Genomic DNA, 26,162 nt, shown 5'->3' on the forward strand with positions numbered 1-26,162 from the left:
TCCAGGTCACTAATTACTGCTTGCGGTAAATTGACCGATGCGGAATATGACAAACTCAGCGGGGTATGTTGGTGCAACGCCAATTTCCACCACCAGCCGACCATTATCAATGTCATCCTGTGTCATAGTGCTGCGATCACAGCGAACAAAAAATGCCTGATCTGCTGTGGTGCCCATTAATGCACCGGTTTTCCAAACTCCGGTTAAAAATGATGTAATGGTTTCCACCACCCTTGCCCACAAGCTTTCGTTATTGGGTTCGAATACCACCCACTGGGTGCCTTTATCGATGGAGTGTTCAAGGAAAATAAATAATCGTCTGACGTTGACGTATTTCCATTCCTGATCACTGGTCATGGTACGTGCGCCCCAAACCCGAATACCGCGCGGCGTGAGTTCGCGAATTAAATTCACACCAGCCGGATTGAGAATGTCCTGTTCACCAGCGGTAAATGGAAATTCAAGGTCAGAGATATTGCGTACCACTTCGTTAGCCGGTGCTTTATGCACACCGACATTGGCATCGGAACGGGCATAAATTCCCATAACATGGCCACTGGGTGGAACTAAAACAGTTCGACCGGTGGTGAGGTCTAATGACTTTAACCAGGGAGCGTAGTAAGCGCCGTATTTGGAATCGTAATTATTTCTGTGGGCTTGAATATCGCTAACGGAGTTACTGCCTTTTTCGCCATCCAGAACAGCAATGCGATATTTATTTAATTCGCAATGTGTAAGCAAGGCGCTTTGCACAGACTCATCCGTGACACCCGGCACAGCAACAATGGAAATATCGTCTCGTTCGTTGAGCGCTTCGATACCGGTTCGACTGCCTGGACCGTTGTCGGCACCGATTAAATCTACTGCAGTTAAGTTGCTACCGTTACTGCCATTTAATAAGGACATCGCCAAACCGTTAGGCGTAACCGGTTGGTTAACCTGAGCAAAACCAGGGTTGCCGGGTTGAGTAATTTCAATTAAATCAGAACCCGCTTCGTCATCATTAATGCGTTCAACAAAATAACGTCGATACGCATCCGTACTGGTATCGGTATTCCAGCTAAGTCCGTCAAAGACTTCACTTAATACACCGTTTTCATAAACTTCCAAGGTAATTTCTGCGGTGCGCACAAATGCGCGGCGGTCAGACGGATTTGCAGCGAGTTCTATAAACTGACCCGCGCCACCTAAATCCAGGGGTTGAGAAAACTGAATTCGTCGCGCAGCGGGGTCAACCGATGCAACTACGGCTTCAAATTGTCGGGTGCCGTTATCAAGAAAAACTTTCGCACCACTATAAAAACTGTTTGTCGATGCAACACTCACAATGGTATCACCATGTGCGGCGACCTCTGTGGATGAGAGCGTTGTCCAGTTGCCTGTTGTTACTGTTTCGCCAAAATTTCCTGCGACGTTGGAATATGTGACGTACAAAGTATTGTTGGCGCTATCGACTAACAGTATTTGTGCAGCGGAATACACGCTGCCGTTGGTAATCGAAACCGGTTCAGCCGAACTGGTACGAAACGGACTGGTAAAGCTGCTGGCATCGGCGACAATGATTCGGGCCGTTGGCAAAGTGTTATCGTCCAGTGTTGCCAGTAATCGAATATCGGCATCGGTTTGCTGCGGAGAAACCGGGCTGGCTAAAGTAACATGGGCACCCGGCGCAACATCCTGTGCAAGTTGAACGGCGGTGATGGTTAAATCATCTTGATTACCACCATCGTCCAATCGAATGACATCACCTGCAACTAGCGCAGCGGCAACACCATGCTGGACATTGGCTTCAGTGACGGGCGAACCGGTTAAATCAAAGCTGCCCGCTTCAACGGTACCCAACTCAAATGGTGTGGGCAGATTTACGCCACCACGGGAAATTAATGTCACGGTTGCACCACCGGCAGAAAAATCTGCGCCGGGACCACCGCCATTAATTGTGAAGTCCAATGTGGCTGCTGCAATGGCACCGACTGTTAAGGGTTCAACCGTGCCGACGGCAATCTGATCGCCCACACGAAGACGTCGTAAACTCGCACTGCTCAGTTCTATTGTTACGGCACCATCCGCAATTGGTCCAGCCACCGTTTCCAGAACCGGTTGTTCCCTTAACGCAGAACCACTGGTTAACGCAACCGGGGTTCTATCGGTAGGGATAAAATTTACCGTAATATTATTACCGTCTTCACCACGGTTTTTTGCGGTAATTTCCGGCCCACCGGTGTTCGGTGCTACACCATGAGGTGATACTCCAGATACCAGAATGTAGGTATTGGCCGCTGTGAGTGTGGTGCCATTCGGAATTTCGTTTGCGCCCACCGTCACTTGATTTCGCAGCGCGTCATAGGATTGCACATTGAGTAGCAAGCTTTCGCTGAATGGGCTTAATGTATCCGGCCGGGTGTAAACACGTAGCACACTACCGACAGCGACATTACGCAATGAATTTAACGTAAAAGTGGTGGCGCCACCGCGGACAGTCGTCCCCGTTGGCAACCGCAATACGGTTCCCTGATTAGCCGTTTGACTCGCGGCTAACGCATCTGACGCAAGCACACTCACAATAAATGCACGACTGCCGCCATTATCAAAAAAGGCTTTAACCGCGTGTCCCATGTAGTCACCCAGTAATTCCGGTGGTGAAACCTGGGCACCAAATTTACGTGTATAGTCATTAAAACTGGTGACTAACGTTGGTTTTCCTTCTGGCCCCTTACGCGTTTTGCCAACAAAGCCCGCCGTACTGGTACTTACGCCCTGTATCGGTTTGCCGCGGTAAGAAGTCTCCTCAATATATACGCCGGGGTGTAGATATTCTGGCATCTCGCTTTTCTCCGTCGGTGTGGTGAATGTGCTGTATTGTTCAGAGCAACCTCGTTATCCAACAGCAACTCAAATAAATGGTCAGGGTCAGCTTACCCTTCCTGATTAACTCGCCTTTGCTAAATAAAAAATCTCACACGGGATTCCTGACCCGGTGTGATTTGAAAATTTGCGCCGGGGTAAATTTGCGCAACGCCTCCCTGAATAAGTTCGGTGCGAATGACATTTCGGCTGCCATTTTCCAACTCAATGTTTAGTTCCAATCTACCTTGATTATTTAATCGTTCAGGCATGGGAAATAGAAAAAGAAACTCACCATATTGGTCAGAGAAGGAATAAGTGGTCGACATGGCTAAATTTCTAGCAATACGAACATGCACACTATCCGCTTGATTACCAATTAACTTTCCCCGAATAGCTGTCATACCCGGTTCAACCGAAGCGGATGGCGTCGGCCATAGCTCTTGAGTTATCGCGTTGCTTCCTGCCGGCATAGGTAAGCTGATATCAATGGGGGTTTGCCAATTGGTCCAGTGATTAAAATCAGCGGTAAACGGTGGCCGCCACAAAACTTCGTGATTGCCTTCAATGAGATTAATAAAACGGTAAGTACCATCGGCATGACAGCGAGCAGATTGACTCGCATTGGTAACTGGTTTGATATAGGAATGATTTAACCGAACCGGAAATTCCTGAGTAATAGGTTTTTGCGAAAAATGATTAATAAAACGCAATGCAAAGGAAAATTTATGCTGCCATATTTTTGGAGATAAAGTCACGATCCACCTCCAAAATTGGCTTCGGCAACGGGGGCTCCACCATCCTGTGGTGTCGCGGCCAAACCCAATACCCGAACCCGATAGGTCAGCGATAATCGATATCCCAATTCAGAAGAATCCCAAATACGGTAGTGATCCTCTATGGGTAGTGATTCCCAGATAATTTGCATGGCATCGCCCGCTTGCCAAACGGACTGACCCACGCCTTGACTTAATTGTGTTGTGCCAACTTCGGCGGCATCGTAAAAGGTTTGTAGGATTAAACCAATTAATACGGTTTCTTCTGCTGCTGCCTGACTGTCTGACACATTTTGTCTGCGTGCCCCCCAGGGGGTAATCAGATAACCCAACTCCAAACCCAGTGGCTGTCGCTGTATTGAACCATCACTATTGGTAAACCTGGGTGCATTGCGGGTTTCGGTATTTTCCGCAACTTGATATAAAAAGATTGAAATGACCGGATTGGATGTCGTACGCAGTTCACTGAATGCCGATGTTGTCACAACACGAACTTCAACATTGTTCATACCTGCCAATAGCAAGCGTTTTTCCAATAAGCTGACAAGTGTTTCGCTGGTTTTTTCCAACACTCTATATGTTGCCATTACTGCCTACTTCCCGCGCCTTTTACTTTCTTCCAGAAGAAAATTTAAAATCGAATCCGCTGTGCTGGTTTTGGTATCAAAAAAAATAATGCCTTTATTCGCGTACTTTTGAATACCGTTTAACACTAACACGGGGATCTTTTCCGCCAGAAAATGAATTCCTGAGTGCTTAGTTCGTTCCTTTCCGTAGATAACCAATGCATCGAGGTTTTTATTTAAATCGGAGATATCTTCCGTATTAAAATCAACCACTTCACAGTACATCTGCGAATATTGCTCACATGCTCGATCAAAAATGTTTCGTAACATCCGTGGAAAGGCCACTAGGCCGACCTTGTACATAGAGGTGTCCTCAAGATCGATACCTTATGTATGCTAGACCGGAGTAAATATGGCTGGTATGGCTAATGCGAGCCATTAATGAACCAATGACTAGTTCCATGTAACTAGGAACTATGCAGGATGCCCATAAACAGGATGGGTAATACAACGAATATGAATATTATCGACCAATATTCATACGGACGTTCATCTAAAAAGAATGATGGAAACGAGAAAAGAAGCTCTTTGCAATTAGATCAACCGAAAATAATGCCAAAACACTATTTTCGGGAATAGGAGAAGTACAAGAAATAAAAAGAATTAAAAATGGTTAGCGAACAAAGTCTTTGCCTAACTCTCGTATTGCTGCTGAGGTATCACAAGCTAAAGCTTTCGCTGCAAATTCTTCCGCGTCCTGAATGGTATGCGAACTGAGCAACCATTTTATATACGGAATTTTGGCCGAACTCATACTGAGGCGCCGAATTCCCATGCCAACCAACAAAACAACGGCGATGGGATCGGAGGCCATTTCACCACACAAGCTGACATCAATTTCATATTGATCTGCAATACTTTTTATTCGCTTAATTTCATGTACCACGGCAGGATGCAGTGGATCATAAAGTTTTGCCACCAAAGTGTTGTTGCGATCCAATGCCAGTAAATACTGTGATAAGTCATTACTGCCAATTGAAACGAAATCAATTTTATTTTTCCAGAAAGGTAATAATGAAATGGTCGCTGGCACTTCAACCATAATGCCAATTTTCGGTTTGGTTACCGAAACACCCTCTTCGCTTAATTGCCGATAAGCAGACTCCAGCAACTCAATACTTTGATCCAGTTCTTGCGTAGCACCCACCATAGGTAACAGAACATTGACATTACTTTTGCCTTCCGCTGCGCGCATAATCGCACGGAATTGGGTGAGCAAGATCTGCAAATTATCGAGGGTAAAACGTATACCCCTCAAACCCAAGGCCGGATTTTCTTCAACAACATGCGGTAAATACGGCAAAGGTTTATCTGCGCCTACATCCAGGGTTCGGATATAAACAGGTTTGGACTCATAAGCGGAAATGACTTGCTGATAAACTTTTACCTGTTCATCTTCGGTAGGCAGGTTTTGCCGAATCATAAATGGAATTTCAGTACGATACAGGCCAATACCATCAGCGCCGTTTCTCACACCAGGCATAATATCCGCCTGCAACCCGGAGTTGGCAAATAATTGAATTCTAACGCCGTCCTGAGTGACGGCAGGCTCTTTTAATTTCGCTTTCAGGGTCTCATCAAATGCCTGCCGACTTTTGAGCACTACCTGATATTCTTTTATTAACTGTCTGCTGGGTTTTAAAACAATGTAGGCGGAATCGGCATTAACAATGACGTAATCGCCATCCTGAACATTTAAACTTCCCACACCCAACACCGCAGGAATGCCAAGTGCGTTAGAAAAAATTGCAATATGCGATAAAGCTGCACCGGTATAGCAAATAATCCCGGCTAATTGTTCCGTTGGCAAGTTGGCAATATCCGATACCGTAATTTGTTCGCCGACAAGAATAACCGGCTCTTCGGACTGGATATCTTCACTGGTTAAATGTGTACCCTGCCAGGAGTGATATAGTTTATTTCCCAGTGCATTGATATCTTCATGTCGCGCCTGTAAGTATGGATCATCCATAGCCTGAAATTGATCGGAAAAAAACTTAATTGTTTGCTTTATTGCCCACAACAAGGTTTTGCCGCGACGAATTTCAGTTTCAATTTTCTGACTAAAGCCTATATCGTCAAGAAATAGCTGGTAAGCATCCAATACCGAAGCCAGGCTATCCCCCAACTCGCGCTCAACAGTAATTCTTTCTTCTTTTAACTCTTGCCTAACCTGCTCTCTTAATTGTTTCCAGTTTTCGATTTCTTCTTCGATGTCTGTACAGGGGTTGTCCTGCACGGAATTCAGGCCACTGCTTTTGATCAGTTTAATTCGACCAATGGATATGCCAGGAGAGCCGCTAACACCTACCTTTTTTTCGTTTTCCTGATTAAACGTTAAGCTTTCTGCAGGAATATTGGCGATTAATAAGGCGAGATGCGCACCAAGCGTTGAAAGGAAGGCTTCTTGCTCAGTGGCCAATAATTCGGCCCGCCGACTTTGTACCACCAACACCCCAATCACTTCACCATGATGTACAAGCGGGACACCACAAAAACTGTGAAACTCTTCTTCTTTGGACGATGGCACGTAAAGATAATCAGGGTGCAACTCGGGGTTAATAATATTAATGCTGTGCCGTTGCGATGCGACGCGCCCTACCAGCCCCTGGTTTTCTCCCAAAATAACCGGGCGATTGGATGCCAAACCATGGCTGGCCAGGAGAATCATTTTGTTCGATGGCGTTTTACGGTACAAACTGCACACATCGATGTGAATCACATCACTGATCGCATCTACAATAATTTGTACTTGCTCTTTTGAACTGGGCGCTAACGACGCGTTTTGAATAATACGCGTCAGTTCCATCACAGTATTTTTGCTCATAGACGACGTAAGAGTGTGTGAAAAACAGTTTTTATTTTTATAAGCCCCAACAAAGAAGCTTACAACTAAGTTAACCACACCAGAAATTTGCCTTACCTGGCGTGCCTAAAAACAATTTTGCGGCATAAGGGTGGTTTATGAAAACAGGTTGCGGCTTCAATCACCGCTTTCAATACAGTCTAGTTCAGAATAACCCGGTTTTGCGTACTGCTCCCCAAATACTAACGTAGAACGCAATGCGCAAAACCCTATTATCTGGTTTGAATTCAGTGTCATCCTAGCCGTTAGGGTAATTATTACACCGCGAGAAAATATTGAAGAGGTTACCTTGCCAGGCTAGAAACCTATGCGACTACAGGGAACCAATACCTCAAAACCAAGGCTATAGCCTGCAAGCATTGAGCACTTTATCTTATATCAAGGGAGATGGTATTCGCTACCATTTGCAATAACCAGAAGGACGAGGATAGGAAATAACAAAAAGCCACCCGGTGTACTCAGGTGGCTTTGTCTTATCGGGGGTTAATCATCCACAGTTGCCAGAACGGCTTGCATGGCTTGTTTCAACTCACCCAAGTCTGCGTAATTCAAGTTTACATGGCCAAGCTTTCTGCCCATTTTTGGTGTTTTGTTGTACCAATGTACATTAGCATGGCTGGCAATAAGTTCTTCACTGGAAGGAAGTTTGTTACCACCAAGAATGTTTACCATTCCGGTATAGCCAGAAACACTGGTATCACCAAGCGGGAACCCACACAGGGCACGCAAATGGTTTTCAAACTGGCTGTTTAACGAACCGTTTTGTGTCCAGTGGCCGCTGTTATGCACACGAGGTGCAAGTTCATTCACCAATAGCTGATCGCCAACCTGGAAACATTCCACCGCCAACACACCAACATAGTCCATTTCTTCCAGGATCTTTTGCGCGTAGCCTTCAGCTTTATTTTCCAGCGCGTCAGTAAGCCCTTCTGCAGGAGCAATAGACGTAGAAAGAATGCCCTGCTTGTGTACGTTTTCAGTTAAAGGGTAACAACACACCTCGCCATTAACCGAACGCGCTGCGATCATGGACACTTCTTTATCAAAGGGCACCCAGGACTCAGCAATAAACTCACCTTCAAGCCCCAAAGCCTGAAACGCCTTCAAGTCATCTTCGGTTTTAATCAACCACTGATGCTTACCGTCATAACCGAACTCTGTTGATTTAATGACCACCGGCATAGAAATCTGGCTTTCGATGGAATCGCCGCCGTGAAAACCGAAAAAGTCGGCGGTTGGAATTGACAGCGATCTTAGAAACTCTTTCTCACGAATGCGATTTTGGGATAACCAAACGGCTCTTTCGTTAGGGTATGCGGGACAAAACTCCCCCAAACCTTTGAGCAAAACAACATCTACCGATTCACGTTCAACCGTAACAAGGTCTGGTTGCCCCAGATCCTCAAATATCTGCTGTGGTGTGTGGCTTGAATCCAATCGAACAATGGTACCCAAACCTTCCACACATTGAATGGACTCGTCTTGTTCGACCAGAAATGAAAATTTTATGCCCATGGGCCAGCCCGCTAATGCGAGCATTCTTGCAAGTTGGCCTCCACCAATGATTGCAACATGCATTATTCGACCTCTTCCCCGACTTCTTGGGTTTGTTGTGCGCGCCAATCAATCAATCTGCCAGTTAATGCTTCGTCAGACAAAGCAAGGATTTGCGCAGCCAATAGACCAGCATTAAAAGCGCCGGATTCTCCTATAGCTTGTGTGGCAACTGCAACCCCTTTCGGCATTTGGACGATAGAAAGTAGACTATCCATACCCTTAAGAGCCTTGGATTGAATAGGAACGGCAACAACAGGAAGGTGGGTCATGGCCGCAGTCATTCCAGGTAGATGAGCAGCACCGCCGGCTCCGGCAATAATGACTTTGATACCGTTATCCGCAGCAGACTTGGCGTATTCATACAGACGGTCAGGGGTTCTGTGGGCAGACACGACCTTGGCTTCGTATTTTACTTGCAGCTGATCGAGTACCTGGCATGCCTTTTCCATTGTTGGCCAATCCGACTTTGAGCCCATAATGACCCCGACTGATATGTCTTTACTGCTCATATAACCTCTTTTATTACTCAATTTATGAAAACCAATAAAACGACCAAGAGATTTTCGCTGGCCCTGAATTACTGAAAAGCCGGTAGCTTACAGTAGATATCAGACCAATGAAGACCTCTCTCGCTGTCACGCCTATTCACGAAAAGTAAAAAAGGGCTCAGACGAGCCCTTAATTTTACCCCAAAAGGGGCGCCTTTGCGGCTTAAATAAAAAAGCGACATCAATACTTTAGCCCTGGAGCTTGAAAACACTGTGTGTATCGATCAGTGGTACTGGGAGTTGGACCAACACAGAGGGGCACAATGTTCTCAAAATCACCAGAGTGAAAAGTCGTTTTGAACACACCTATGTGACAAAGGGCAAAGCACTTTACCTGACTATGCAGCAATCACGGTCGACTTTTCAAAAGTACTGTTGTCGCGAAAACAGTTACTTGCGTGAGAGGACCAGGTTTTACCCCTCACGCACAAGCATCATGCCAAAGTATCACGATAGACAATAATAGATTTCTTATCTAGAATTCATAGATATTTATCTATAGGTAGAGCTATGGCCAATTCTCGACTTCATTCTCACATTGGCACCTTTCGACAAATGGAATTACTGGTTACCGTCTACGATACAGGCAGCATCAACAAGGCTGCTGAAAAGCTGCATTTGACCCAACCCACCATATCCATGCAGTTGAAGAAAATGGCCGATGCCATAGGCATGCCGCTATACAATAAAGTCGGCCGCAAACTGGTTTTTACTGACGCAGGGCTGATTTTGGTACAAAGCGCACGGGAAATACTGGATAGTTTTTCCCGCTTGGATATGAAGCTGGCGGACTTACGGGGCTTTAAATCCGGAACACTGAAAATTTCCGTGGTGACCACGTCAAAATACTTTATCCCTCACCTGCTCGGCCCATTTTGTAAACGCTATCCCAACGTGGATATTCAGCTGAAAATAGGCAACCGGGAACAGATTATTGAACGACTACGTTCGTCTCTGGACGATTTTTGTGTTTTCAGCCATGCCCCTCAAAATATGGACATCTGCACGCTGGATTTCTTACCCAACCCCCTGGTAGCCATTGCCAGCGAACAGCATCCACTGGCATCTCAGGAAAAAATTACGCTGGCAGAACTTGAGAAATACCCTTTCATCATGCGTGAACAAGGCTCAGGCACCCGAAACCTGATCGAAAACTTTATGAAAGAACACAAGATATCGCTTAACGCCCGGATGACGATCGACAGTAATGAAGCCATCAAACACAGCGTTGCTGAAGACCTTGGGATCTCCATCTTATCCAAACATACACTGGCATTTGACGAAATAGCTGGCATCAAGCATCTGGAGGTCGAAGGCATGCCAATTCAGTGTCGGTGGCAGCTGGTATACCCCAGTAACAAACGACTTTCGGTCATCGCCGAGGCATTTTTAAGCTATCTTAACCAAGGAGAGGGATTAGACTCACTGAAAGCCAGGATTGGCGATATGTCGTAAACCGTGGAACTGCCACACACGTATAAAGTTCTTTAATTACCGGGAATTAGAGTTGAGCTGTTCATGTCGGATAAAAAACAAACAAATACCCCCATAGCGATTGGAATCAGCAGTTGTTTGCTTGGTGAAAAAGTCAGGTTCGATACCGGTCACAAAAACAACGATTACATAACCAAAACCCTCTCCCAGTATTTTCAATTTAGAGGCTTTTGCCCGGAGGTAAGTATCGGGCTAGGTATTCCACGAGAACCCATTCGTTTGGTGACAGATACCATTGACGGCGAAGTTCGCTGTATTGGAACCAAAACACCAGAGCTGGATGTAACAGATAAGTTAACCCAATGCGGAAAAGACCAATTGGATTGGGTGAAAACACTTTCCGGCTATATATTCAAAAAGGACTCCCCCAGTTGTGGAATGGAACGGGTTAAGGTTTATTACAAAAATAATCCCAAACGAAATGGAGTAGGACTTTTTGCCTCGGTGATTACTCAACACTGCCCAAACCTGCCCACGGAAGAAGAAGGTCGGTTAGGTGATGCGATGTTACGGGAAAATTTTATTAAACGAGTATTTCTATATCATCGCTGGCAGCAACTTATTGGCAGCAACCCCAGTAAAAAGCAACTGGTGCGATTTCACGCCCAACACAAACTCATCTACATGAGTCACAATCAAAGCAAAACCCGCAAGCTTGGACAGCTAGTAGCTAAAATCGGCGAATTTGAACAAAACGATTATTGTGAACAGTACTTACAGCAAGTAACGGACATTCTGTCCAAACCCGCTACGCGTAAAAACAACACCAATGTACTTAAACATATTCAAGGGTATCTCAAAAGACAATTGGATACCGACGATAAGCAAGAGTTGGAAGAAACCATCGAACAATATCGGACTGGATTGGTGCCGTTGATTGTGCCAATCACAATTTTAAAACACCACTTCCGTAAATTCCCAGATCAATATATTGATGACTCCCTTTATATGCAACCACATCCTCAGGAGCTGATGTTAAGAAATCAACTGTAATGCATTTGGGGTGTTTTGTTCTTGACAGTGGGGTCACGATACAGCCCCACTATTTTGAATTAATCCACGATAGTACAGGTATTCCGTCCGCGCCCTTTTGACATTTTCAGTCCTTCTTTCGCACGAATATACAAATCGTTAACATCAATATCGGTGGTTTTTATTTCGGTAATACCCGCAGATATGGTTATACTCACCGTATACTCAAGAGCTTTCGGCAAAACAGCATAATGCTTAATTTTTTTACGGCAACGTTCAGCCAGACAAAACGCATCGGACGAACTGGACTCCGGTAAAATCATCCCAAACTCGTCGTTACCCAAACGAGCCAAAAAATCAGTATGTCTTAGTTGCTCTCGTACTTTTCTAGAGAAAAACTGCAGCATTTCATCACCAACCAAAAAACCGTTTTCTCGATTGAGCGTTTTCATTTTATCAATATTGAGTAGCACTAATGACATAGCCCGGCCATAACGTTTACATCTGGCCATTTCAGCTCTGGCAGTACGTTCAAATGAATAGCTATTAGGTATACCGGTCAGTTCATCCAGATCATTGAGATGTTCAATATCTTCCAATGCCTGAATCAATTGGATTTTTGCTTTTTTTAACTCCGATATATCCGAGCCACGAACCACCAAGAGCTCACCAACTAATTGTTGAGAAATTTTAAGCCACTTATGATCATGAATATCAACAATCAGTGACTTATCAATATTCAGGTTGACCCTCTCTTCCACATGGGTAAGCCATTGCTCAAATTCCGCTTCTCCGAGGTTTTTACCTCGTCCATTACCGTAAGCATTGAGCATGAGTTTTCGATAGGATACGCCCTGACTAAGATCTTTCGGTGTATAAAAAAAGTCCGCCATCGCCTGATTACAATAAAGTAAGCGATTTTTGTCGTCAAAAACAGCAAAGCCGTCGGGTATATTATCCAGCACTGACAAAAGGAGTGCGTCGATTTGCATAATCACTATCGAAATGAGTAAAAACCTAATAATAGTTAAGTTTGACCGAAGAATGAATGCAAATTTTATTCAGAAATGGATAGAAAAAAGCCAAGATCAACATAAATGACCACAGAGACTGGTTGATCCTGGCGGAAAGGTTTATTCGAGTTCAGCAGCAGGTGTATATTGAATATCAACCCAATTATCTTTTGCTTTGTCGATATTACCAGCAATATCCTTCTGCCAGGTTTTCTGTATATTCTTGTTCAAGTTCAGATACAACGTCCCATCAACAATTTTCCAGGCTTCAGGGTCAGTATCCAATTTTTTATCCAACGCCACACCCATCGCACAAAAACCACCAAAGGCCGGCGCATACTTGTGTGGAGTATCTTTAAACGTATTGCGGTGCTCTTCGGATGCAAAGTAATAAATAGCACCATCATATACAGCAGAATACTTACTATTACCTTGAACGGGTTTACTTTTAGTGAAGTACGCAACCGGATCATAACCGTGGATCGCGACATCGTTGGCAGTGGCGTTAATGTCTGGCCCGGCGGCAAAGCTATGTGCACTTAGAACCAAGCTCGACACAAACAGTGAACGACGAAAAAAAGAATGATTTAATTTGAACATAATAGTTTCCTCTGTTAACAATAATACGAGTAACAACTCAACAAACTTAATTAGACGAAAACTGATAGGACACCGCTGTCCCGGCTCGTCCAAGAAAATGGCGTAGAAAGTGATCGAATGAAATAACCCCCGCACTACGAATTAAAACGGCAAGCAAAAGCACACCCCACAAAACATGATGTATTTGCGCCGCAGGAGAAATCTCCACCAAACTAATCAAAGCCACATAATTCACAACCAATAAACCGACAGCAGAGAATCGTGAAAACAAACCGGCGATGAGTAATATCGGCAACACAATTTCACCACCCGTACCCAAAATGGCGGCTGTCTTCGGACTTAAAAACGGCACCTCGTATTCGTATTCGAATAACATCAGGGTTGTCTCCCAACTCTGCAGTTTAAGCAGACCGGATTTAAGGAATATCCACCCGACATGTATGCGCGCATACACAAGCGCTAAAGATTCCAGAAACAAAAAAGTTGGGCTAAACCTCGATTCCCACGAATAATAAACACTTAAATACTTTTGCATCGTACTCACCTCTAATCACATCCTGCGTTGAATTTGGAAGTATTCTAGTGGGCACCCTCCGGACTTTTGGTTAGAATCGTCTTTATTTTCATACTGATAGTCTTGGGGTTATGGATAAGCTTTCTGATTTGCTACAACATGTTCGAATTACTGCTGGCGTGTTTTACACAGGTAACTTATGTGGACTGGCATCATTTGATAAATCAAGCCAACAAGAAGGCCATATACATGTGCTTAAACGCGGCAAGATGCACCTTTCCACCCAGACAAAAAAACAGTTTGAGATTCCCTCACCAAGCTTGATTTTTCTTCCTCAACCGCTCGCTCACAAAATGACCGCAGATGAAGACGAAGGAGCAGATCTCGTTTGCGCAACCATTACCTATGGGATGGACGCCAGCAATATGCTGACTCAGGGATTACCGGAGTGCATGGTCGCCCCTTTCAGCGAACACCCACAGTTGCAGGCAATAAGTGATTGGCTGTTTCAGGAGGCATTTAAGGAACAATCCGGCAAAAATGCGGTTATGAACCGTCTGTGCGAACTGCTGGTTATCGAACTTTTTCGAATACAAATGGAAATCACCCCAAAAGCCACAGGGGTCATTGTAGGGCTTAATCACCCGAATATAGGTAATGTATTAGAAGCAATACACCGACAACCTCAGGAACGATGGTCTTTGGAAAAAATGGCTGAACTCGCGCACTTATCCCGCTCGAAGTTCGCGGCTTTGTTCAAGGATGTGGTCGGGCAACCACCGGGCGATTACATCACCGAGTGGCGCCTTGGAATAGCGCAAAACCTACTAATGAAAGGTCAGCAAATTGGTGTTGTCGCTAATAAAGTAGGCTACGAAGACGGTTCCGCGCTGGCAAGAGCATTTAGAAAAAAAACCGGACTTTCACCCAAGGAGTGGCAACACAAACACGCACAATAATCTCTATTTTTCAACAAGTTACAGAATGAAGCTCATTCTGTTTTAGACTTTACTTTAAGTTGCTCCCCCCTGCTATTCGCAAGAAATAACAAGACCGGTTATCAGTGATGACAGCATTGATGCCCTCCCTCACCATCGCCGCAATGCTGATGTTGCTTAGCACCATTACTGCAACACATTCTTCTGTTTTCGGATGCCGCCTGCACCTGATCCAGCTCTTGTATAGGTGTTAGTTCTGACACAAAAACTTCAGACAGGGGTGTTTTTTCCGGCGAACGAAAAACCTTTAACCCATCGTTAAATAAGCTCTTGAGCATACAGCGACCAATGTGACGCAGAATAACGGCATCCACCCTATTCATTCTGAACAATTGTATAAGTTGATCGCGGCTTTCCGAACTGGGGTTCCTTGCCGCCGGGTTTGCAACAACTTCCGTTTTACCTGTCTCGTCATTAACTAACATAATTTGTTTTGCGCGGGCAAAATGAACGGAAATCTTGCCGTATTGGTATGGAATTGCATAAATCATGACAACCTCTCAGGATCAATAGTAAGCGCCATTCCTTCGACCAAAGATTGCGCCACCTTATGCCGGGCGCGAGCAACGATATTGCCGAAGGTTTGACGAGAGACGGCCATTTCATCCGCCGCCTGTTGATGGTTTAGGTTCAGTAAATCAGCGAGGCGAATAGCCTCCAATTCATCTGCTTGTAACGACACGGAATCGAGCTGAGATAAGGGCACACCATTCGGTTTAAAACAGCTGAATGCAGGACGACAGCCAATTCGCCGCCCTTTCTTAGGCCTGACCATAGTTTTCTCCACCTGGAACAAACCCACTATACGCCAGTTATTGGCATATGCCAATAACGAATTTATATCGCTTTAATGTAGGGAATGGCAATACTGAAAAGGTTTTAGCCATTAAATGCTCGACACTCGGCATCAAGAAAGAGAGGCTTACATGCTAAAACTCAAAGTGAACATCAACAGTCCTATAAACAAAAGTAACAAGCTTGGCCACAAAAAAGAGTGTGCCAAAAAGGAGACCTCAGGTTTTTCAGGTTTGTAGAAAACCTTAACTTTATCTCCCACTTGAACACCATCAACCAACTCCGACTCTCTCAATATTGGAGCGGAATAAAGCCGGTTTCCTACATACTGACAGCCCTCAATAACATAGGTATAACTTAACCTTAAAACAGTTTCCTTTTCACCAAGGCTCCACGGAGTAATAAAACGTGAAGCAATCCTTTGTTGCTGATTTTGCTGAACACGGCCAACAATGTAAGGCCATTTTCTGCTCGCCAATGTCCGCACCAAATTGGCGAGAGCGAACAGACTGATAGCTGCGCCGACGAAAAACATAAACCAGGATAACGTCATATATGAGCCAGAAATAAGTTATCTATCCAGATCATCCAAACCGGATAAGAAAAATATCATTTTTTACTCAGCTGTACTGTTGCTGTGCTTTCATCTTTCACGATATAGAACACGGTAAATGCCGCCACATTTTTTCCTGCATTATTGAACTTGGTAATGTTCACGCCTTGAGGCTCGTAAAACGTATCTCCCTCCTTCAATATTACCTCCTTGCTCCCCTCTTCCTTATAGATAATCACCCCTTTGTTCACAACGCCAAAGGTAGGCACAGGGTGCCGGTGATTTGGAGCAGAAAACCCTGGTGACATTTCAATACGCTGGGATTTAATAAACGCCTTTTCACCAGTCAATGAAAACTCGCGGAAGAACTTGTTTTCACGAGTTATGCCTTCAGCGGCTGTAACCTGACTGGAGAAAACAATACCTAATAGCAACAAGGTATTTTTAAGATGTAAACTCAATTGAAATTCCTTACAAAAACGGTAAATAAGATTCTATCGTACTTTTATTAGTATACGTTCCAATAATGACAAATAGTGTATCCACCAAAAAGGGACGACAAATAGACAAAGAGTATGACTATGATATTAGCCCCAAAGCTGAGTTAATTTTTGTTTATAGGCTGCCTGGTCGTTTAGGTTGAGAGCATCATCAAGGTGTATTGGATCTGGAGTAGAAAAAGTTCCTCCCCAGCGCAATGGGGATGCGTCTTTCGCTAACCAGTTAAGAAAACGTTTTACTTGAGCATCAGAAACAGGGTCATCTGTATTTTCCTGGCTAATATCTAATTCAGTGATGCGTTTGGAATTGTAATACTCTCCCCCATACTGGAGGTTGAAATCAAGCGCATGCCCTACAAAATGGTTGGAACTTTTGGCGGGTTCTACAACGGTGTTGGTAATGTCTTGATCCGGTTTACGCAGCGAGCTGGTCACGATAAGCTGTAACTCCAACGTTTTCAGCTTTTCATCAATTTGCGTTAGAAAAACAACAAAATCCTCATCAATTCGAATTAAATCGCCGGAAATATTTGAACCTTGTGATTGAAAATTAACAATATTCGCCGTTACCCCAGCGGTGGCTTCTGGAGGAGGTGCTGCTTCCGTGTAGTCAGCAGAAATATAGCCTTCACGCCCATTTTGATCTCGTACTTTTAGCCAATGCTGATCATCCAGCACTTCAAGTAACGATCCATTTTTCAGTACGTCCAACACCTCACCGGAAATCGGAGAGGCTCTCAATCTTAAGCCTGAACGGGCATTGGTGGTGCAATATCGTCGTGCTTTCATAGTCCAGCTTCCGCATTCTACCCCTTATCATCAATTACCCTTTTGGTTGATCATCGGATTTTTTTATTTGATCCCCTTGAAGGGTAATGAGCTTTTCTTCCCCCGTTTCATTATCTAAAACCTTGGCTTCGTACGAATCCCCTCCCAGACTCTTCCTAATTGCCAACTGAGTGCCCACGTCCAGCCCAGCAATGCCTTTAATCAAAGTAACATTTTCGCCGGAGGCAAAACTGTCTGCCTGGGGTGTCGGTGTAGCTTCCGGCTCATTTTCTTTCTTTTCATGCAACATATTTTGCATGACGCCCACTCGTATTCGCGAGTCACGCAGCCCTGCGCCCAATAGACCATCAACGGATTTTCTCACCGCCACCAAAACAACTTCGGAAGAGAAACCGGCAACAAAAGCTAACAGCACGCCTGCCGCCATATTTTCCGGTTTGGAATAGGAATACACGAGAATGGCGATAACCGGCGCAGAAATAACTTGCAGGATTTGAAACAAAATATATTCACGGGCTTCCGGTGCCGTAATAGGTGGCGCCAGCTCGACGTTTTCCTTAATCTTTTTCTCAAAGTTATCTTTATATTGTTGGGTGGCACGCCGCTGGTATTCAGGCACGCGACGAATCATGGAGATTAAGGCACCGGCAATGGATAGAATAAAGAAGTACAAAGGAACAATAATGCCCCCCACAACCGGCTGTCCAGGTAAAAAATTGACCATTTTTTCAGATTTTTTACTGGTCTGTTGTAGCTGAGTATATTCTCGGTTTAGTGTATTCCATTCGGCTTGAGCTTCATTTATTTTAGTCTTAAGCGCAGTTGCCTGTGCAGCGAAAAACTGTTTCTTGTTTTTATCTGCGCAATCCGGGCATGCCACACAGCTTTGTGGTAACGAAACCGGATTGGTTGGGTCAACATTCAAAACCGTTAATGAGTCCCCAATTTGATCCAGGCACTTTTTATATTGAGCAATACTGTTTTTCCTGTCATTGAGGGCGCTTGCCGTACCCGTCAACGCCTGCTCGAGTGATGAGTAGCCCCCCTGCTCACCGTTGCTACTTGAATTAAATTTTTGTTTTCCCAAATATTGAGAAAAGCAATCGCCGGAGATGTGGCACAACATTATATTGCCACCAATACTCACCACCCATTGAGGCGGCAAATCACCACAAAAAGCCCCATCGGGCATTGCATCCAGCTGAACTTTTACCCGATCCTTATCGATATCCGGGTTATCGCTTAAAAACTGTGTCAATGCATCTTTTAGTTTACCCGAATCGCCAGAGCGCGAGCCAAAATCACATCCGGGTAAAACAGCCAAAGGACTGGAAATATAATAGAAGGCTTGATTGGGCTGGCTGTCGTTTTTCTTGGAGGAAATAACAATAGGTTCTTCAAGCAAAAATAAAATGGATAAACTTGCCGAGGTAACTAAGGCAATAAAAAGGTATGCAAAACGTAAAATCACATTAAAACGCGAGTTGTCTGCGGTTATAGATGCATCGTCTTGCAATCCCGCCACAGTTTCTTTGCTAGAACTATTCAACGGCCGCGTAAAGATCAATATTGAGAAGAACAAAAGCGCAAAGGCAATATAATGAGAAATGAGAATCTCCCCTTCACTACCTTTGCTGCTCTCTATACCGAATTCCAGGTGCACAGATGCCATTAGCAAAATGAGCGTGAGCAACGCCAACAAGCCCGCACTATCCTGCACCCAACAAATACACTGTTTTAAAGACGGCAACTTAATAACGGGTTTTTCCATGACCACCTTCATATATTGAGGTGCTATTTCACCTATTCATGTTCAAATAGCGGTTTATGCCCTTCAAGAATAGCTCTGAGCCTGGAGGCCAGTTCTTTCGTTTGAGAATCATCTGCCTGATTTACTTCTTCCAGTAAATCACGTAGATTTCGCTTCATATTGGTAATCGCCTTTTCTCGTGCATCCAATGAAGTCTTTAATTCAACCTGCTTTGCTACAGCATCTGCCTGAGTAGTCAACTCCAGGGAAGTAGCACCGTCCTCTCCGAGTTTAACGCCGGCTCCTGCTACACCGCCAGCGACCGTTAGTGCTGCGTCGGCAAGCGAGCGGGCAATATTCAGCTGACTTTTTACCGCAGCAGAAACGGAGTTTTCGCCGTAATGCACCCGGTAACGAATAGGGTTGTCGCGCACCACTAAGGCAGATACTTTGCCATCACCACTAAAATAGGTTTTGGCAAACTTTTTATTCCAATGGGCTTCGTTGGCAGGATCCGTTACAGCCCGCCATACCGGATCGCCCGAATCCTGTAAACGGTCAATTTGCTCCATAAATTTGGAGGAATTTTGTACCAAACCAATCAGAGCAGTACTCGCAGAAACACTGTCGGTTTGATTTTCTCTTAACAACTCCAGTTCATTACCCAAGGCTTTAACTGAACTGCTTAAGCCCTGAGAACCGAGCTGTTTATTAAGGCTCGCGGCACTGAGATTACTACCACCATAACGGGCGGTACTCATAGCAACCAACTGCTGTATATTGATTTTTACATTATCTGCGATTGCGCGAATCCGCTGTTTTTCCTTGCTATTTTTGGCATTTAACAGAACCACATTCAACAAGTTCTCAAGATTTGCCCAATTGATATAAAAGCGTGCCGCAGGTTGCCGCATCGCTTCGTATTGGGCAACCAAGCGTGCTGTGGAGGTCAAAATGTCGGTTTTCGCTTGCTGTAATTCAATACTTTTTGCCAGTTCCCTGAGCGCCCTATCATTACCCAGGGATTCCGGTATTTCTTCACCTTTGTCAGCGCAGTATAAGCTAAATTTTTCGGTATATAATTTTGTGTTGCTGCACTCATGATCCTGTTTGGGGATCTTATTATTTTTTTTGAATGTTTTTTTGTCCTGAGTATCCGCAGCTTGAAATTCAGCAATACGATTGCGTAAAGTTTCAAGATAAGCATCAAGATTGTTGTATACGGTATTTATTTTTGATTGAAAGAGTAAAATATTTTCACACTCGGCTTGAGTATATTGGGCCATTCTGAAATAAAGTTTCTCCAGCTCTCCCATAGCCTTCATTGTTGGCATTTCTGTATGCAAGAAGAAGTCGGTAACGTCCACGTCTTGACCATTCTGTTGCGCTATATTTAACTTTTGTATTTGCTGCTTACAACTATCGTCAGACAATACAGAATCCAACCATAGTTTATCTGATAGTCGAGACCCCCCGGCTCCTTGCCAGGCCGAAGTGTAAAGTTCCACCGCACGTGTATTCACATAGAGACGATGGGAATAATCTTGTTGTGCTGCAACAGCAAGCTTTTGCGTATTCAAAATCATTTGTTCCGCTTGACTTGGTGTTAAGAGGGGTTCAATTTTTGGATTTTCATCATACATATCCACGTGTATGGTCATTTCCGACGTTGCGCAGCCGACGCATAAAACCAGGACCAGATGTAGAGAGAGTAATTTACATAATGTCATCACATGCTCTCCAACAGAAACAGTAGCGTTCGGATATGCTCATTTAGGTTGTTTTTATCCGGGTTATTTTCCGTTGCGGTTTTTGCATCATCAATTTTACTCACCAGAGCAGCATCCAATTTTTTATTGGCGTTATTCTGGCTTTCTAATGTAGCAACCTGGTTGGAATTATTTTGCTGTACAACCTGAGCCAGCTTAAGCACACCGGCACTGGTTGCTTTTGAGTTGCTAAATTGTTCGATATTTTCCAGTACCTTAGTCGGGTCTGCGGTTAAAAAGAACACCAGCTTCTGCCCACTTCGACGCATCACCATGCTCGCCTCAGGGTTGTATTCCATTTCTACTGCACCATCGGGTAGCGCGATACCATCTCCAGCGGTCGCACGCACCAGACGCTGAGCATTCAGTAAACGCTTGATTGTTTCCGAGGAAGAGTTCGGATCTTTAGCCGCATTTAAGTAAGCGATGTGGGTATCCAGTATGGCTTTATTGACGGCTTCTTTTAGCTCTTTTTCCGTATTCACAGCGTTGGCAGAAAACTCTTCGATATTTCCACCGTACAGTTGGTCAACAGCATCGGCTGGCAGCCAGTATGCGTAGTACTTGGCATCAGTAAAACGGGTTTCAACATCGACCCGGATACGATAAAAGTTAACGTTTTCACCACTGGGCACTGCCAGGTAAAAAGTCTCTTCAACGTCCATTGGCCCAAAATAAGCGCATGCATTAAGAAAGATAGTGAGCACAAGAAGGGCGTGTCTTTTCATACGAAATAACCCTGAACACAAAACTCATACGATAAAAAACACGAATAAACTAGAGCGGGACGGTCAAAAGCAACATAATGTCGCCCTGTTCCACAATTTATTTGTTCATTGCCGTAACTGTAAAAAACCGCTTGTTATCAGTTGCATTGGATATCTATTTTTAGCCTAGTAAGAAACCTCAGAAATTCAACTGATTTATTTCCCAGTAAAAAGTACCGATTTATATATAGAGGCAACGGTTATTTCCTCGCTTTACCCTCCTCTATTTTTATTACCGTAAACAAATCTACCTTGAATTAATGCATACCAATACTTGCGATTCTGTGTATTCAAAAATATGATTCCACGCCTGTTTAGTAAAACCACATAAAATTTCCATTATGCATCTGATCCAAAAAGTCCCCACCAACATCATTACTGGCTTTCTCGGTACAGGGAAAACCACAGCCATTAACCAGCTTATGAGACGAAAGCCGGAACATGAATCCTGGGCAGTATTGGTGAATGAGTTTGGTGATATAGGTGTTGATAATCAGCTGATCCGCTCAAAACAGAATCAGGATGTGTTTATAAAAGAAGTACCCGGCGGCTGCATGTGCTGTGTTAATGGCCTCCCGATGCAAGTAGCGCTCAATAAATTGCTCGCGGAAGCAAAGCCACAACGTCTGATTATTGAACCTACCGGCTTGGGCCACCCTCTGGAAATCATTGAGGTGCTGACCAACCCGCCCAATCAAAATACCATTGAGCTACAGGCGGTAATTACCCTGGTAGATGCGAGAAAAATAACTGATGAACGTTATATTAGTAATGCAACATTTATCCAACAATTAACTGTTGCCGATATTCTCGTTGCCAATAAAGAAGACTTGTACCAAGCAAATGAGTTGGAACAATTAAACGCTTTTATCAAGGCGCAATCTCTTCCTCAACGCAAGATTATCTCGACTTATCAAGGTGCTCTGCCTATCTCAATATTAAACGAAGCTAGCCAACACAATAAAACAGCGGCTTTCGTTCAAGCAAAAAAAACGCACTCTCTATTGCGCCCAGCCAAACAAACCTCAGCCAATGATGAAAATACGCTAAGCTTTCCTGAATGCGGGTATATCACGACTTCAGGCCAGTCCGATGGCTACACCAGTAAAGGTTGGTTATTTAACAGCGATTTTGTTTTTGACTACATCAAAGCATATGAACTAGTTGATCGGCTGCACTTCGATCGAGTTAAAGCGGTTTTTATTACGCAGGAAGGTATATTAGGCTGCAATAAAGTAGGCGACGAACTCACCTTGCATGAACTGGATGAAGCCATGGATAGTCGCATCGAAATAATCAGCGAGCATGAGATTGAAGATATAACTGCGCACCTACTCGACTGTGTGATTAGAGAATAATCAATAATGGGCAGCCGACGGGGTTTTATTCCCATTGTTGCCCTATACCCAACCTCCCTACTGTAATTCCTCGGTAGGATAGCATGGTCATATTTCGACCTTTTCAATATGCAAGTCAAAAACGACTGACAGGCACCTTTGATAACACTTGATTTTAAAACACATCGTTTTAATATAACCCCATTGGCTGAGCTTCGGCCAAGAAACCAAAAGCGGTTTTATCTGGATGAGACCTTCCCTATACAACGATAACAAAACGGGGCAGGAAATCTGGGAGATGTAAAAAAAGGATAAAGGAACAAGAAAATGAAATACCAGTGTCCGGGTTGCGGAGTCAACCTGAAATGGAGACTTATATTCACCGCTAATAGTCTAAATAGTTTTCAGTTAGACGGTGTTTCCTATCAAGAATATGGAAAATGCCCCAAATGTCGATGTGTTCTGGGGTTAAATCCACATCCCAATGAACAAAAAATGCACCGTTATAATATCCCTTTGGTGGTGTTTGCCTTACTGCTTGGTCTAATTAACAGCGCTATCGATTTGTATCATCAACCGACGCTTTTTTCCGGCCTGTTTATTTTCGCTTCCCTGCTAATTGTTACCAGTATTGTGGTTAGCCTCAAACTACGCCTGACCATCGCAAACGATTGGGCCAGATACGTGAAAAAAGAGGAAGAGCCATTGAAAATAATGCAGGATGTGCAGAATCAGGAAAACTGTTAAGCAGGTGAATCAATCGCGCCATTTTTTCAAGGCTTGCTGATCTTTTTCATTCGCTTCAACCCAGCGGGAACCTTGCGACGTCAATTCTTTTTTCCAAAATGGTGCCTGAGTTTTCAGGAAGTCCATAACAAATTCTGCTGCCGCAAATGCAGCTTCACGATGAGCACTGGTTACACCTACGTAAACAATTTGATCCCCCGGATATAGTTGCCCTACCCGGTGGATAATACGTATATTATTTAGCGACCAACGTTCCCTTGCTTGATGCACGATGATCTCAAGCATTTTTTCTGTCATACCGGGGTAATGCTCCAGAAACATCCCCTTTACATCACAGTTCTGATTAAAATCTCTAACCAAACCAGTAAACGTTACCACGGCTCCATCTTCATGGCCGGCACTACGTAACCCCTGGTATTCTCTGGCAATATCGAAATCTTGTTCCTGTACGGTAATATCCGTTCGAGACACATTAGCCTCCAGTAACCGGTGGAAAAAAGGCCACCTCATCACCTGCGGAAAGTGTCGCAGCATCATTTGCCATCGTCTGATTGACCGCGACCAAGGCCTTATCTTCAGCCAGGTATTCTTCCATGCTGTTAAATCGACTTTTTAACGTTTGCCTTAACTCGGCAACAGTCTGTACTTCAGAAGCTTCAAGATTTAATTCAGGGCACGCAAGTAGTTCCCGCAGTTGACCAAAAAACACCACTTTAATCACCGTTGCCTCCCCATTCATTGCTTACGCCAGTGTCCGGTTTTACCGCCTTGTTTTTCGACAACCTGAATGCCTTCAATGGTCATACCTGGGTCGACCGCTTTACACATATCAAACAAAGTTAAAGCGGCGACTGAAACAGCGGTTAACGCTTCCATTTCTACACCGGTTTGCCCGGTTAATTTGCAGAGGGCAGTTATTTCTACGCAGGAGGATTCCGTATTTAATTCAAAGTCCACACTGACTTTTGACAGCATTAATGGGTGACAAAGAGGAATTAAATCACTGGTTTTTTTGGCTGCCTGAATACCGGCAATGCGGGCAACCTGAATAACATCACCCTTTTTATGACCGTGGTTAGCAATCAATTCCAGGGTTTCCTGTTTCATGCAAACACGCCCTTGCGCAACAGCCTGTCGTTGGCTCTGCACTTTCTCGCTTACGTCCACCATGCTTGCCTGTCCCTGTTTATCTATATGCGTTAAAGCCATAGATTAACCTCTAGACTCACAGGCATCTGCCGGCGCTTGCTTTAATTGCGGCACAAAATTGCACGGTCTGTGACTGGCATCCAGCTGATCCTGAATAATGCCTTCCCATGCTGTTTTACAGGCATTGGTCGAACCAGGCATCGCAAAAATAACGGTTTTATTGGCCAACCCCGCCACAGCCCGAGACTGGATAGTCGAGGTGCCGATTTGCTCATAGGATATTTTACGAAACAACTCACCGTAACCATCTACTTGTTTATCCAGTAATGGTAACAGCGCCTCTGGAGTGGAATCTCTCGCTGTAAAACCTGTGCCTCCGGTAATTAATACCACTTGCACGGTTTCCGATGCAATCCACTGCGATACCACTGCTCGAATTTTATAAATATCATCGATGACTATTTGCTTGTCTGCCAGTGTATGCCCGGCAGTATGCAAGGCATCCGTTAAATATTCACCAGAGGTATCAGTTTGTTCCGTACGTGTATCCGATACCGTTAATACCGCAATGTTTAAGGGTTGAAATGCACTTTTATGATTGTGACCCATAACGTCCTCAAATGAAGTTGTTGTGTGCAACACGCGACCATTCTTCCGGCGTGTTGACATTCGTTAATTGCATGTTTGTCGTGCTGGCTATTTCTGCAGCCCCACACTGTTTGAGTAAATAGCGAATCGAATTGGTTTTGTCTCCATTCACAGCCAGCGATGTTTTCTCTCGTAGGTCTGTATTAACGCGAATAGAAAATGGGAAAAGGCTGTCAGAATAAAATGCTGATTTTCCGGTCTGCTCAACGGTCTGGTGTAAATGCCGTATCGCATCAACAGTGAGCAGAGGCATATCTACTGGAATAACCGTTAACCAATCCAGTTCAATTTCGTGTTCACAGATGTAGTGTAGAACAGAATACACGCCACCAACCGGTCCCTTATTGGGAATAAGATCAGCGATACCGTCACCCTGATTTCGACTAACATATACGTGTTCACAGCCAGATTGAACAAGACGATCACAGCTGTACTCCAACCAACTCTTACCTTGAATCGTTAATAGCGCTTTGTCTTTTCCCATGCGGCGGGATTCACCACCCGCCAGTACCAGGCCATGAAAAACGGGATTATTTTTCTGCGCCATGGA

The 26,162-nt window shown here is 44.4% G+C and carries 28 protein-coding genes; 5 read left to right on the top strand and 23 right to left on the bottom strand.

All coding sequences use genetic code 11. From position 1 onward, the window contains the following. Window positions 1-9: 9 nt before the first annotated feature. The 7 genes from P5V12_RS09990 to purE all read right to left on the bottom strand — a co-directional run bounded on the left by P5V12_RS09990 (window position 10) and on the right by purE (window position 9,178). Entirely contained in the window at window positions 10-2,823 is a 2,814-nt protein-coding gene (locus P5V12_RS09990; RefSeq protein ID WP_316957209.1) for a phage tail sheath subtilisin-like domain-containing protein, read from the bottom strand. Between the two features lie 119 nt (window positions 2,824-2,942). After that, the gene (locus P5V12_RS09995) at window positions 2,943-3,602 is read right to left on the bottom strand and encodes a hypothetical protein (protein WP_316957210.1); all 660 of its coding nucleotides are present in this window, start codon (window positions 3,600-3,602) and stop codon (window positions 2,943-2,945) included. After that, the gene (locus P5V12_RS10000) at window positions 3,599-4,207 is read right to left on the bottom strand and encodes a DUF4255 domain-containing protein (protein ID WP_316957211.1); all 609 of its coding nucleotides are present in this window, start codon (window positions 4,205-4,207) and stop codon (window positions 3,599-3,601) included. The genes P5V12_RS09995 and P5V12_RS10000 overlap by 4 nt, the downstream gene beginning before the upstream one ends. A 6-nt stretch (window positions 4,208-4,213) precedes the next feature. After that, the gene (locus tag P5V12_RS10005; RefSeq protein WP_316957212.1) at window positions 4,214-4,516 is read right to left on the bottom strand and encodes a hypothetical protein; all 303 of its coding nucleotides are present in this window, start codon (window positions 4,514-4,516) and stop codon (window positions 4,214-4,216) included. A 343-nt stretch (window positions 4,517-4,859) separates the two neighbouring features. Next, a complete protein-coding gene (ptsP, locus tag P5V12_RS10010) occupies window positions 4,860-7,073 on the bottom strand; it encodes a phosphoenolpyruvate--protein phosphotransferase (RefSeq protein WP_316957213.1) in 2,214 nt (737 codons plus the stop codon). 522 nt (window positions 7,074-7,595) lie between these two features. Next, window positions 7,596-8,690: a 5-(carboxyamino)imidazole ribonucleotide synthase gene (locus tag P5V12_RS10015; RefSeq protein WP_316957214.1), complete on the bottom strand. Its 1,095-nt coding sequence runs from the start codon at window positions 8,688-8,690 to the stop codon at window positions 7,596-7,598. After that, window positions 8,690-9,178: a 5-(carboxyamino)imidazole ribonucleotide mutase gene (purE, locus tag P5V12_RS10020; protein ID WP_316957215.1), complete on the bottom strand. Its 489-nt coding sequence runs from the start codon at window positions 9,176-9,178 to the stop codon at window positions 8,690-8,692. Before purE ends, P5V12_RS10015 begins: the two co-directional genes overlap by 1 nt. Window positions 9,179-9,727: 549 nt before the next feature. On the opposite strand from purE, the gene P5V12_RS10025 reads away from it, so the two are divergent. Beyond that, window positions 9,728-10,672: a LysR family transcriptional regulator gene (locus P5V12_RS10025; RefSeq protein WP_316957216.1), complete on the top strand. Its 945-nt coding sequence runs from the start codon at window positions 9,728-9,730 to the stop codon at window positions 10,670-10,672. Window positions 10,673-10,735: 63 nt separating this feature from the next. Further along, a complete protein-coding gene (locus P5V12_RS10030) occupies window positions 10,736-11,704 on the top strand; it encodes a DUF523 and DUF1722 domain-containing protein (protein ID WP_316957217.1) in 969 nt (322 codons plus the stop codon). Window positions 11,705-11,763: 59 nt separating this feature from the next. On the opposite strand, the gene P5V12_RS10035 is transcribed toward P5V12_RS10030, so the two are convergent. The 3 genes from P5V12_RS10035 to P5V12_RS10045 form a co-directional block, all read right to left on the bottom strand. Then, window positions 11,764-12,675 (bottom strand): diguanylate cyclase, encoded by a 912-nt coding sequence (locus P5V12_RS10035; protein WP_316957218.1) that lies wholly within the window; start codon window positions 12,673-12,675, stop codon window positions 11,764-11,766. A gap of 141 nt (window positions 12,676-12,816) precedes the next feature. Then, the gene (locus P5V12_RS10040) at window positions 12,817-13,296 is read right to left on the bottom strand and encodes a YHS domain-containing (seleno)protein (protein WP_316957219.1); all 480 of its coding nucleotides are present in this window, start codon (window positions 13,294-13,296) and stop codon (window positions 12,817-12,819) included. Window positions 13,297-13,342: 46 nt separating this feature from the next. Beyond that, complete coding sequence (locus tag P5V12_RS10045) at window positions 13,343-13,831, bottom strand: DoxX family protein (protein ID WP_316957220.1); 489 nt, start codon at window positions 13,829-13,831, stop codon at window positions 13,343-13,345. 110 nt (window positions 13,832-13,941) lie between these two features. On the opposite strand from P5V12_RS10045, the gene P5V12_RS10050 reads away from it, so the two are divergent. Beyond that, window positions 13,942-14,769, top strand: coding sequence for an AraC family transcriptional regulator (locus tag P5V12_RS10050; protein ID WP_316957221.1), 828 nt, complete (start codon window positions 13,942-13,944; stop codon window positions 14,767-14,769). A gap of 101 nt (window positions 14,770-14,870) precedes the next feature. On the opposite strand, the gene P5V12_RS10055 is transcribed toward P5V12_RS10050, so the two are convergent. From P5V12_RS10055 to P5V12_RS10090, 8 genes are all read right to left on the bottom strand, one after another. Then, entirely contained in the window at window positions 14,871-15,299 is a 429-nt protein-coding gene (locus tag P5V12_RS10055) for a NifB/NifX family molybdenum-iron cluster-binding protein (protein WP_316957222.1), read from the bottom strand. Further along, window positions 15,296-15,583 (bottom strand): DUF134 domain-containing protein, encoded by a 288-nt coding sequence (locus P5V12_RS10060; protein WP_316957223.1) that lies wholly within the window; start codon window positions 15,581-15,583, stop codon window positions 15,296-15,298. The genes P5V12_RS10055 and P5V12_RS10060 overlap by 4 nt, the downstream gene beginning before the upstream one ends. Before the next feature lie 147 nt (window positions 15,584-15,730). Further along, a complete protein-coding gene (locus P5V12_RS10065; protein WP_316957224.1) occupies window positions 15,731-16,156 on the bottom strand; it encodes a DUF3592 domain-containing protein in 426 nt (141 codons plus the stop codon). Between the two features lie 56 nt (window positions 16,157-16,212). Continuing rightward, entirely contained in the window at window positions 16,213-16,617 is a 405-nt protein-coding gene (locus P5V12_RS10070; RefSeq protein ID WP_316957225.1) for a cupin domain-containing protein, read from the bottom strand. A 126-nt stretch (window positions 16,618-16,743) separates the two neighbouring features. Beyond that, on the bottom strand, window positions 16,744-17,445 hold the full coding sequence (locus P5V12_RS10075; protein WP_316957226.1) for an SH3 domain-containing protein: 702 nt from the start codon (window positions 17,443-17,445) through the stop codon (window positions 16,744-16,746). A gap of 34 nt (window positions 17,446-17,479) precedes the next feature. After that, window positions 17,480-19,216 carry a hypothetical protein gene (locus P5V12_RS10080; protein ID WP_316957227.1) on the bottom strand — a complete coding sequence of 579 codons (1,737 nt, stop codon included), beginning with the start codon at window positions 19,214-19,216 and terminating at the stop codon, window positions 17,480-17,482. A 32-nt stretch (window positions 19,217-19,248) separates the two neighbouring features. Continuing rightward, window positions 19,249-20,928 carry a hypothetical protein gene (locus P5V12_RS10085; RefSeq protein ID WP_316957228.1) on the bottom strand — a complete coding sequence of 560 codons (1,680 nt, stop codon included), beginning with the start codon at window positions 20,926-20,928 and terminating at the stop codon, window positions 19,249-19,251. After that, window positions 20,925-21,692 (bottom strand): hypothetical protein, encoded by a 768-nt coding sequence (locus tag P5V12_RS10090; protein WP_316957229.1) that lies wholly within the window; start codon window positions 21,690-21,692, stop codon window positions 20,925-20,927. The genes P5V12_RS10085 and P5V12_RS10090 overlap by 4 nt, the downstream gene beginning before the upstream one ends. Window positions 21,693-22,072: 380 nt before the next feature. Between P5V12_RS10090 and P5V12_RS10095 the strand changes: the two genes are divergently transcribed. Further along, window positions 22,073-23,089, top strand: a complete 1,017-nt coding sequence (locus P5V12_RS10095; protein ID WP_316957230.1) for a GTP-binding protein — start codon at window positions 22,073-22,075, stop codon at window positions 23,087-23,089. Between the two features lie 306 nt (window positions 23,090-23,395). Beyond that, window positions 23,396-23,815 (top strand): hypothetical protein, encoded by a 420-nt coding sequence (locus tag P5V12_RS10100; RefSeq protein WP_316957231.1) that lies wholly within the window; start codon window positions 23,396-23,398, stop codon window positions 23,813-23,815. A gap of 9 nt (window positions 23,816-23,824) precedes the next feature. Here P5V12_RS10100 and moaE read toward each other — a convergent pair whose 3' ends face one another. Genes moaE through P5V12_RS10125 form a run of 5 tightly spaced genes read right to left on the bottom strand, consistent with a single transcriptional unit; the run spans window position 23,825 to window position 26,159 of the window. Beyond that, window positions 23,825-24,325 (bottom strand): molybdopterin synthase catalytic subunit MoaE, encoded by a 501-nt coding sequence (gene moaE, locus P5V12_RS10105; protein WP_410483328.1) that lies wholly within the window; start codon window positions 24,323-24,325, stop codon window positions 23,825-23,827. Continuing rightward, window positions 24,288-24,554: a molybdopterin converting factor subunit 1 gene (gene moaD, locus P5V12_RS10110; protein ID WP_316957232.1), complete on the bottom strand. Its 267-nt coding sequence runs from the start codon at window positions 24,552-24,554 to the stop codon at window positions 24,288-24,290. Before moaD ends, moaE begins: the two co-directional genes overlap by 38 nt. Beyond that, window positions 24,551-25,024, bottom strand: coding sequence for a cyclic pyranopterin monophosphate synthase MoaC (gene moaC, locus P5V12_RS10115; RefSeq protein ID WP_316957233.1), 474 nt, complete (start codon window positions 25,022-25,024; stop codon window positions 24,551-24,553). The genes moaD and moaC overlap by 4 nt, the downstream gene beginning before the upstream one ends. A 3-nt stretch (window positions 25,025-25,027) precedes the next feature. Then, window positions 25,028-25,573 carry a molybdenum cofactor biosynthesis protein B gene (gene moaB / locus P5V12_RS10120; protein WP_316957234.1) on the bottom strand — a complete coding sequence of 182 codons (546 nt, stop codon included), beginning with the start codon at window positions 25,571-25,573 and terminating at the stop codon, window positions 25,028-25,030. Window positions 25,574-25,580: 7 nt separating this feature from the next. Continuing rightward, window positions 25,581-26,159, bottom strand: a complete 579-nt coding sequence (locus P5V12_RS10125) for a molybdenum cofactor guanylyltransferase (RefSeq protein WP_316957235.1) — start codon at window positions 26,157-26,159, stop codon at window positions 25,581-25,583. Window positions 26,160-26,162: the final 3 nt, after the last annotated feature.

This window comes from Teredinibacter sp. KSP-S5-2 (assembly GCF_032773895.1).
In the GTDB taxonomy this organism is placed as follows: Bacteria; Pseudomonadota; Gammaproteobacteria; order Pseudomonadales; family Cellvibrionaceae.

What these genes read in the sequence shown, in the direction of transcription:
- P5V12_RS09990 (WP_316957209.1), bottom strand. Translation starts at nt 2,823, where the DNA reads ATGCCAGAATATCTACACCCCGGCGTATATATTGAGGAGACTTCTTAC.
- P5V12_RS10000 (WP_316957211.1), bottom strand. Translation starts at nt 4,207, where the DNA reads ATGGCAACATATAGAGTGTTGGAAAAAACCAGCGAAACACTTGTCAGC.
- P5V12_RS10005 (WP_316957212.1), bottom strand. Translation starts at nt 4,516, where the DNA reads ATGTTACGAAACATTTTTGATCGAGCATGTGAGCAATATTCGCAGATG.
- ptsP (WP_316957213.1), bottom strand. Translation starts at nt 7,073, where the DNA reads ATGAGCAAAAATACTGTGATGGAACTGACGCGTATTATTCAAAACGCG.
- P5V12_RS10015 (WP_316957214.1), bottom strand. Translation starts at nt 8,690, where the DNA reads ATGCATGTTGCAATCATTGGTGGAGGCCAACTTGCAAGAATGCTCGCA.
- purE (WP_316957215.1), bottom strand. Translation starts at nt 9,178, where the DNA reads ATGAGCAGTAAAGACATATCAGTCGGGGTCATTATGGGCTCAAAGTCG.
- P5V12_RS10025 (WP_316957216.1), top strand. Translation starts at nt 9,728, where the DNA reads ATGGCCAATTCTCGACTTCATTCTCACATTGGCACCTTTCGACAAATG.
- P5V12_RS10030 (WP_316957217.1), top strand. Translation starts at nt 10,736, where the DNA reads ATGTCGGATAAAAAACAAACAAATACCCCCATAGCGATTGGAATCAGC.
- P5V12_RS10035 (WP_316957218.1), bottom strand. Translation starts at nt 12,675, where the DNA reads ATGCAAATCGACGCACTCCTTTTGTCAGTGCTGGATAATATACCCGAC.
- P5V12_RS10040 (WP_316957219.1), bottom strand. Translation starts at nt 13,296, where the DNA reads ATGTTCAAATTAAATCATTCTTTTTTTCGTCGTTCACTGTTTGTGTCG.
- P5V12_RS10045 (WP_316957220.1), bottom strand. Translation starts at nt 13,831, where the DNA reads ATGCAAAAGTATTTAAGTGTTTATTATTCGTGGGAATCGAGGTTTAGC.
- P5V12_RS10050 (WP_316957221.1), top strand. Translation starts at nt 13,942, where the DNA reads ATGGATAAGCTTTCTGATTTGCTACAACATGTTCGAATTACTGCTGGC.
- P5V12_RS10055 (WP_316957222.1), bottom strand. Translation starts at nt 15,299, where the DNA reads ATGATTTATGCAATTCCATACCAATACGGCAAGATTTCCGTTCATTTT.
- P5V12_RS10060 (WP_316957223.1), bottom strand. Translation starts at nt 15,583, where the DNA reads ATGGTCAGGCCTAAGAAAGGGCGGCGAATTGGCTGTCGTCCTGCATTC.
- P5V12_RS10065 (WP_316957224.1), bottom strand. Translation starts at nt 16,156, where the DNA reads ATGACGTTATCCTGGTTTATGTTTTTCGTCGGCGCAGCTATCAGTCTG.
- P5V12_RS10075 (WP_316957226.1), bottom strand. Translation starts at nt 17,445, where the DNA reads ATGAAAGCACGACGATATTGCACCACCAATGCCCGTTCAGGCTTAAGA.
- P5V12_RS10080 (WP_316957227.1), bottom strand. Translation starts at nt 19,216, where the DNA reads ATGGAAAAACCCGTTATTAAGTTGCCGTCTTTAAAACAGTGTATTTGT.
- P5V12_RS10090 (WP_316957229.1), bottom strand. Translation starts at nt 21,692, where the DNA reads ATGAAAAGACACGCCCTTCTTGTGCTCACTATCTTTCTTAATGCATGC.
- P5V12_RS10095 (WP_316957230.1), top strand. Translation starts at nt 22,073, where the DNA reads ATGCATCTGATCCAAAAAGTCCCCACCAACATCATTACTGGCTTTCTC.
- P5V12_RS10100 (WP_316957231.1), top strand. Translation starts at nt 23,396, where the DNA reads ATGAAATACCAGTGTCCGGGTTGCGGAGTCAACCTGAAATGGAGACTT.
- moaE (WP_410483328.1), bottom strand. Translation starts at nt 24,325, where the DNA reads ATGAGGTGGCCTTTTTTCCACCGGTTACTGGAGGCTAATGTGTCTCGA.
- moaD (WP_316957232.1), bottom strand. Translation starts at nt 24,554, where the DNA reads ATGAATGGGGAGGCAACGGTGATTAAAGTGGTGTTTTTTGGTCAACTG.
- moaC (WP_316957233.1), bottom strand. Translation starts at nt 25,024, where the DNA reads ATGGCTTTAACGCATATAGATAAACAGGGACAGGCAAGCATGGTGGAC.
- moaB (WP_316957234.1), bottom strand. Translation starts at nt 25,573, where the DNA reads ATGGGTCACAATCATAAAAGTGCATTTCAACCCTTAAACATTGCGGTA.
- P5V12_RS10125 (WP_316957235.1), bottom strand. Translation starts at nt 26,159, where the DNA reads ATGGCGCAGAAAAATAATCCCGTTTTTCATGGCCTGGTACTGGCGGGT.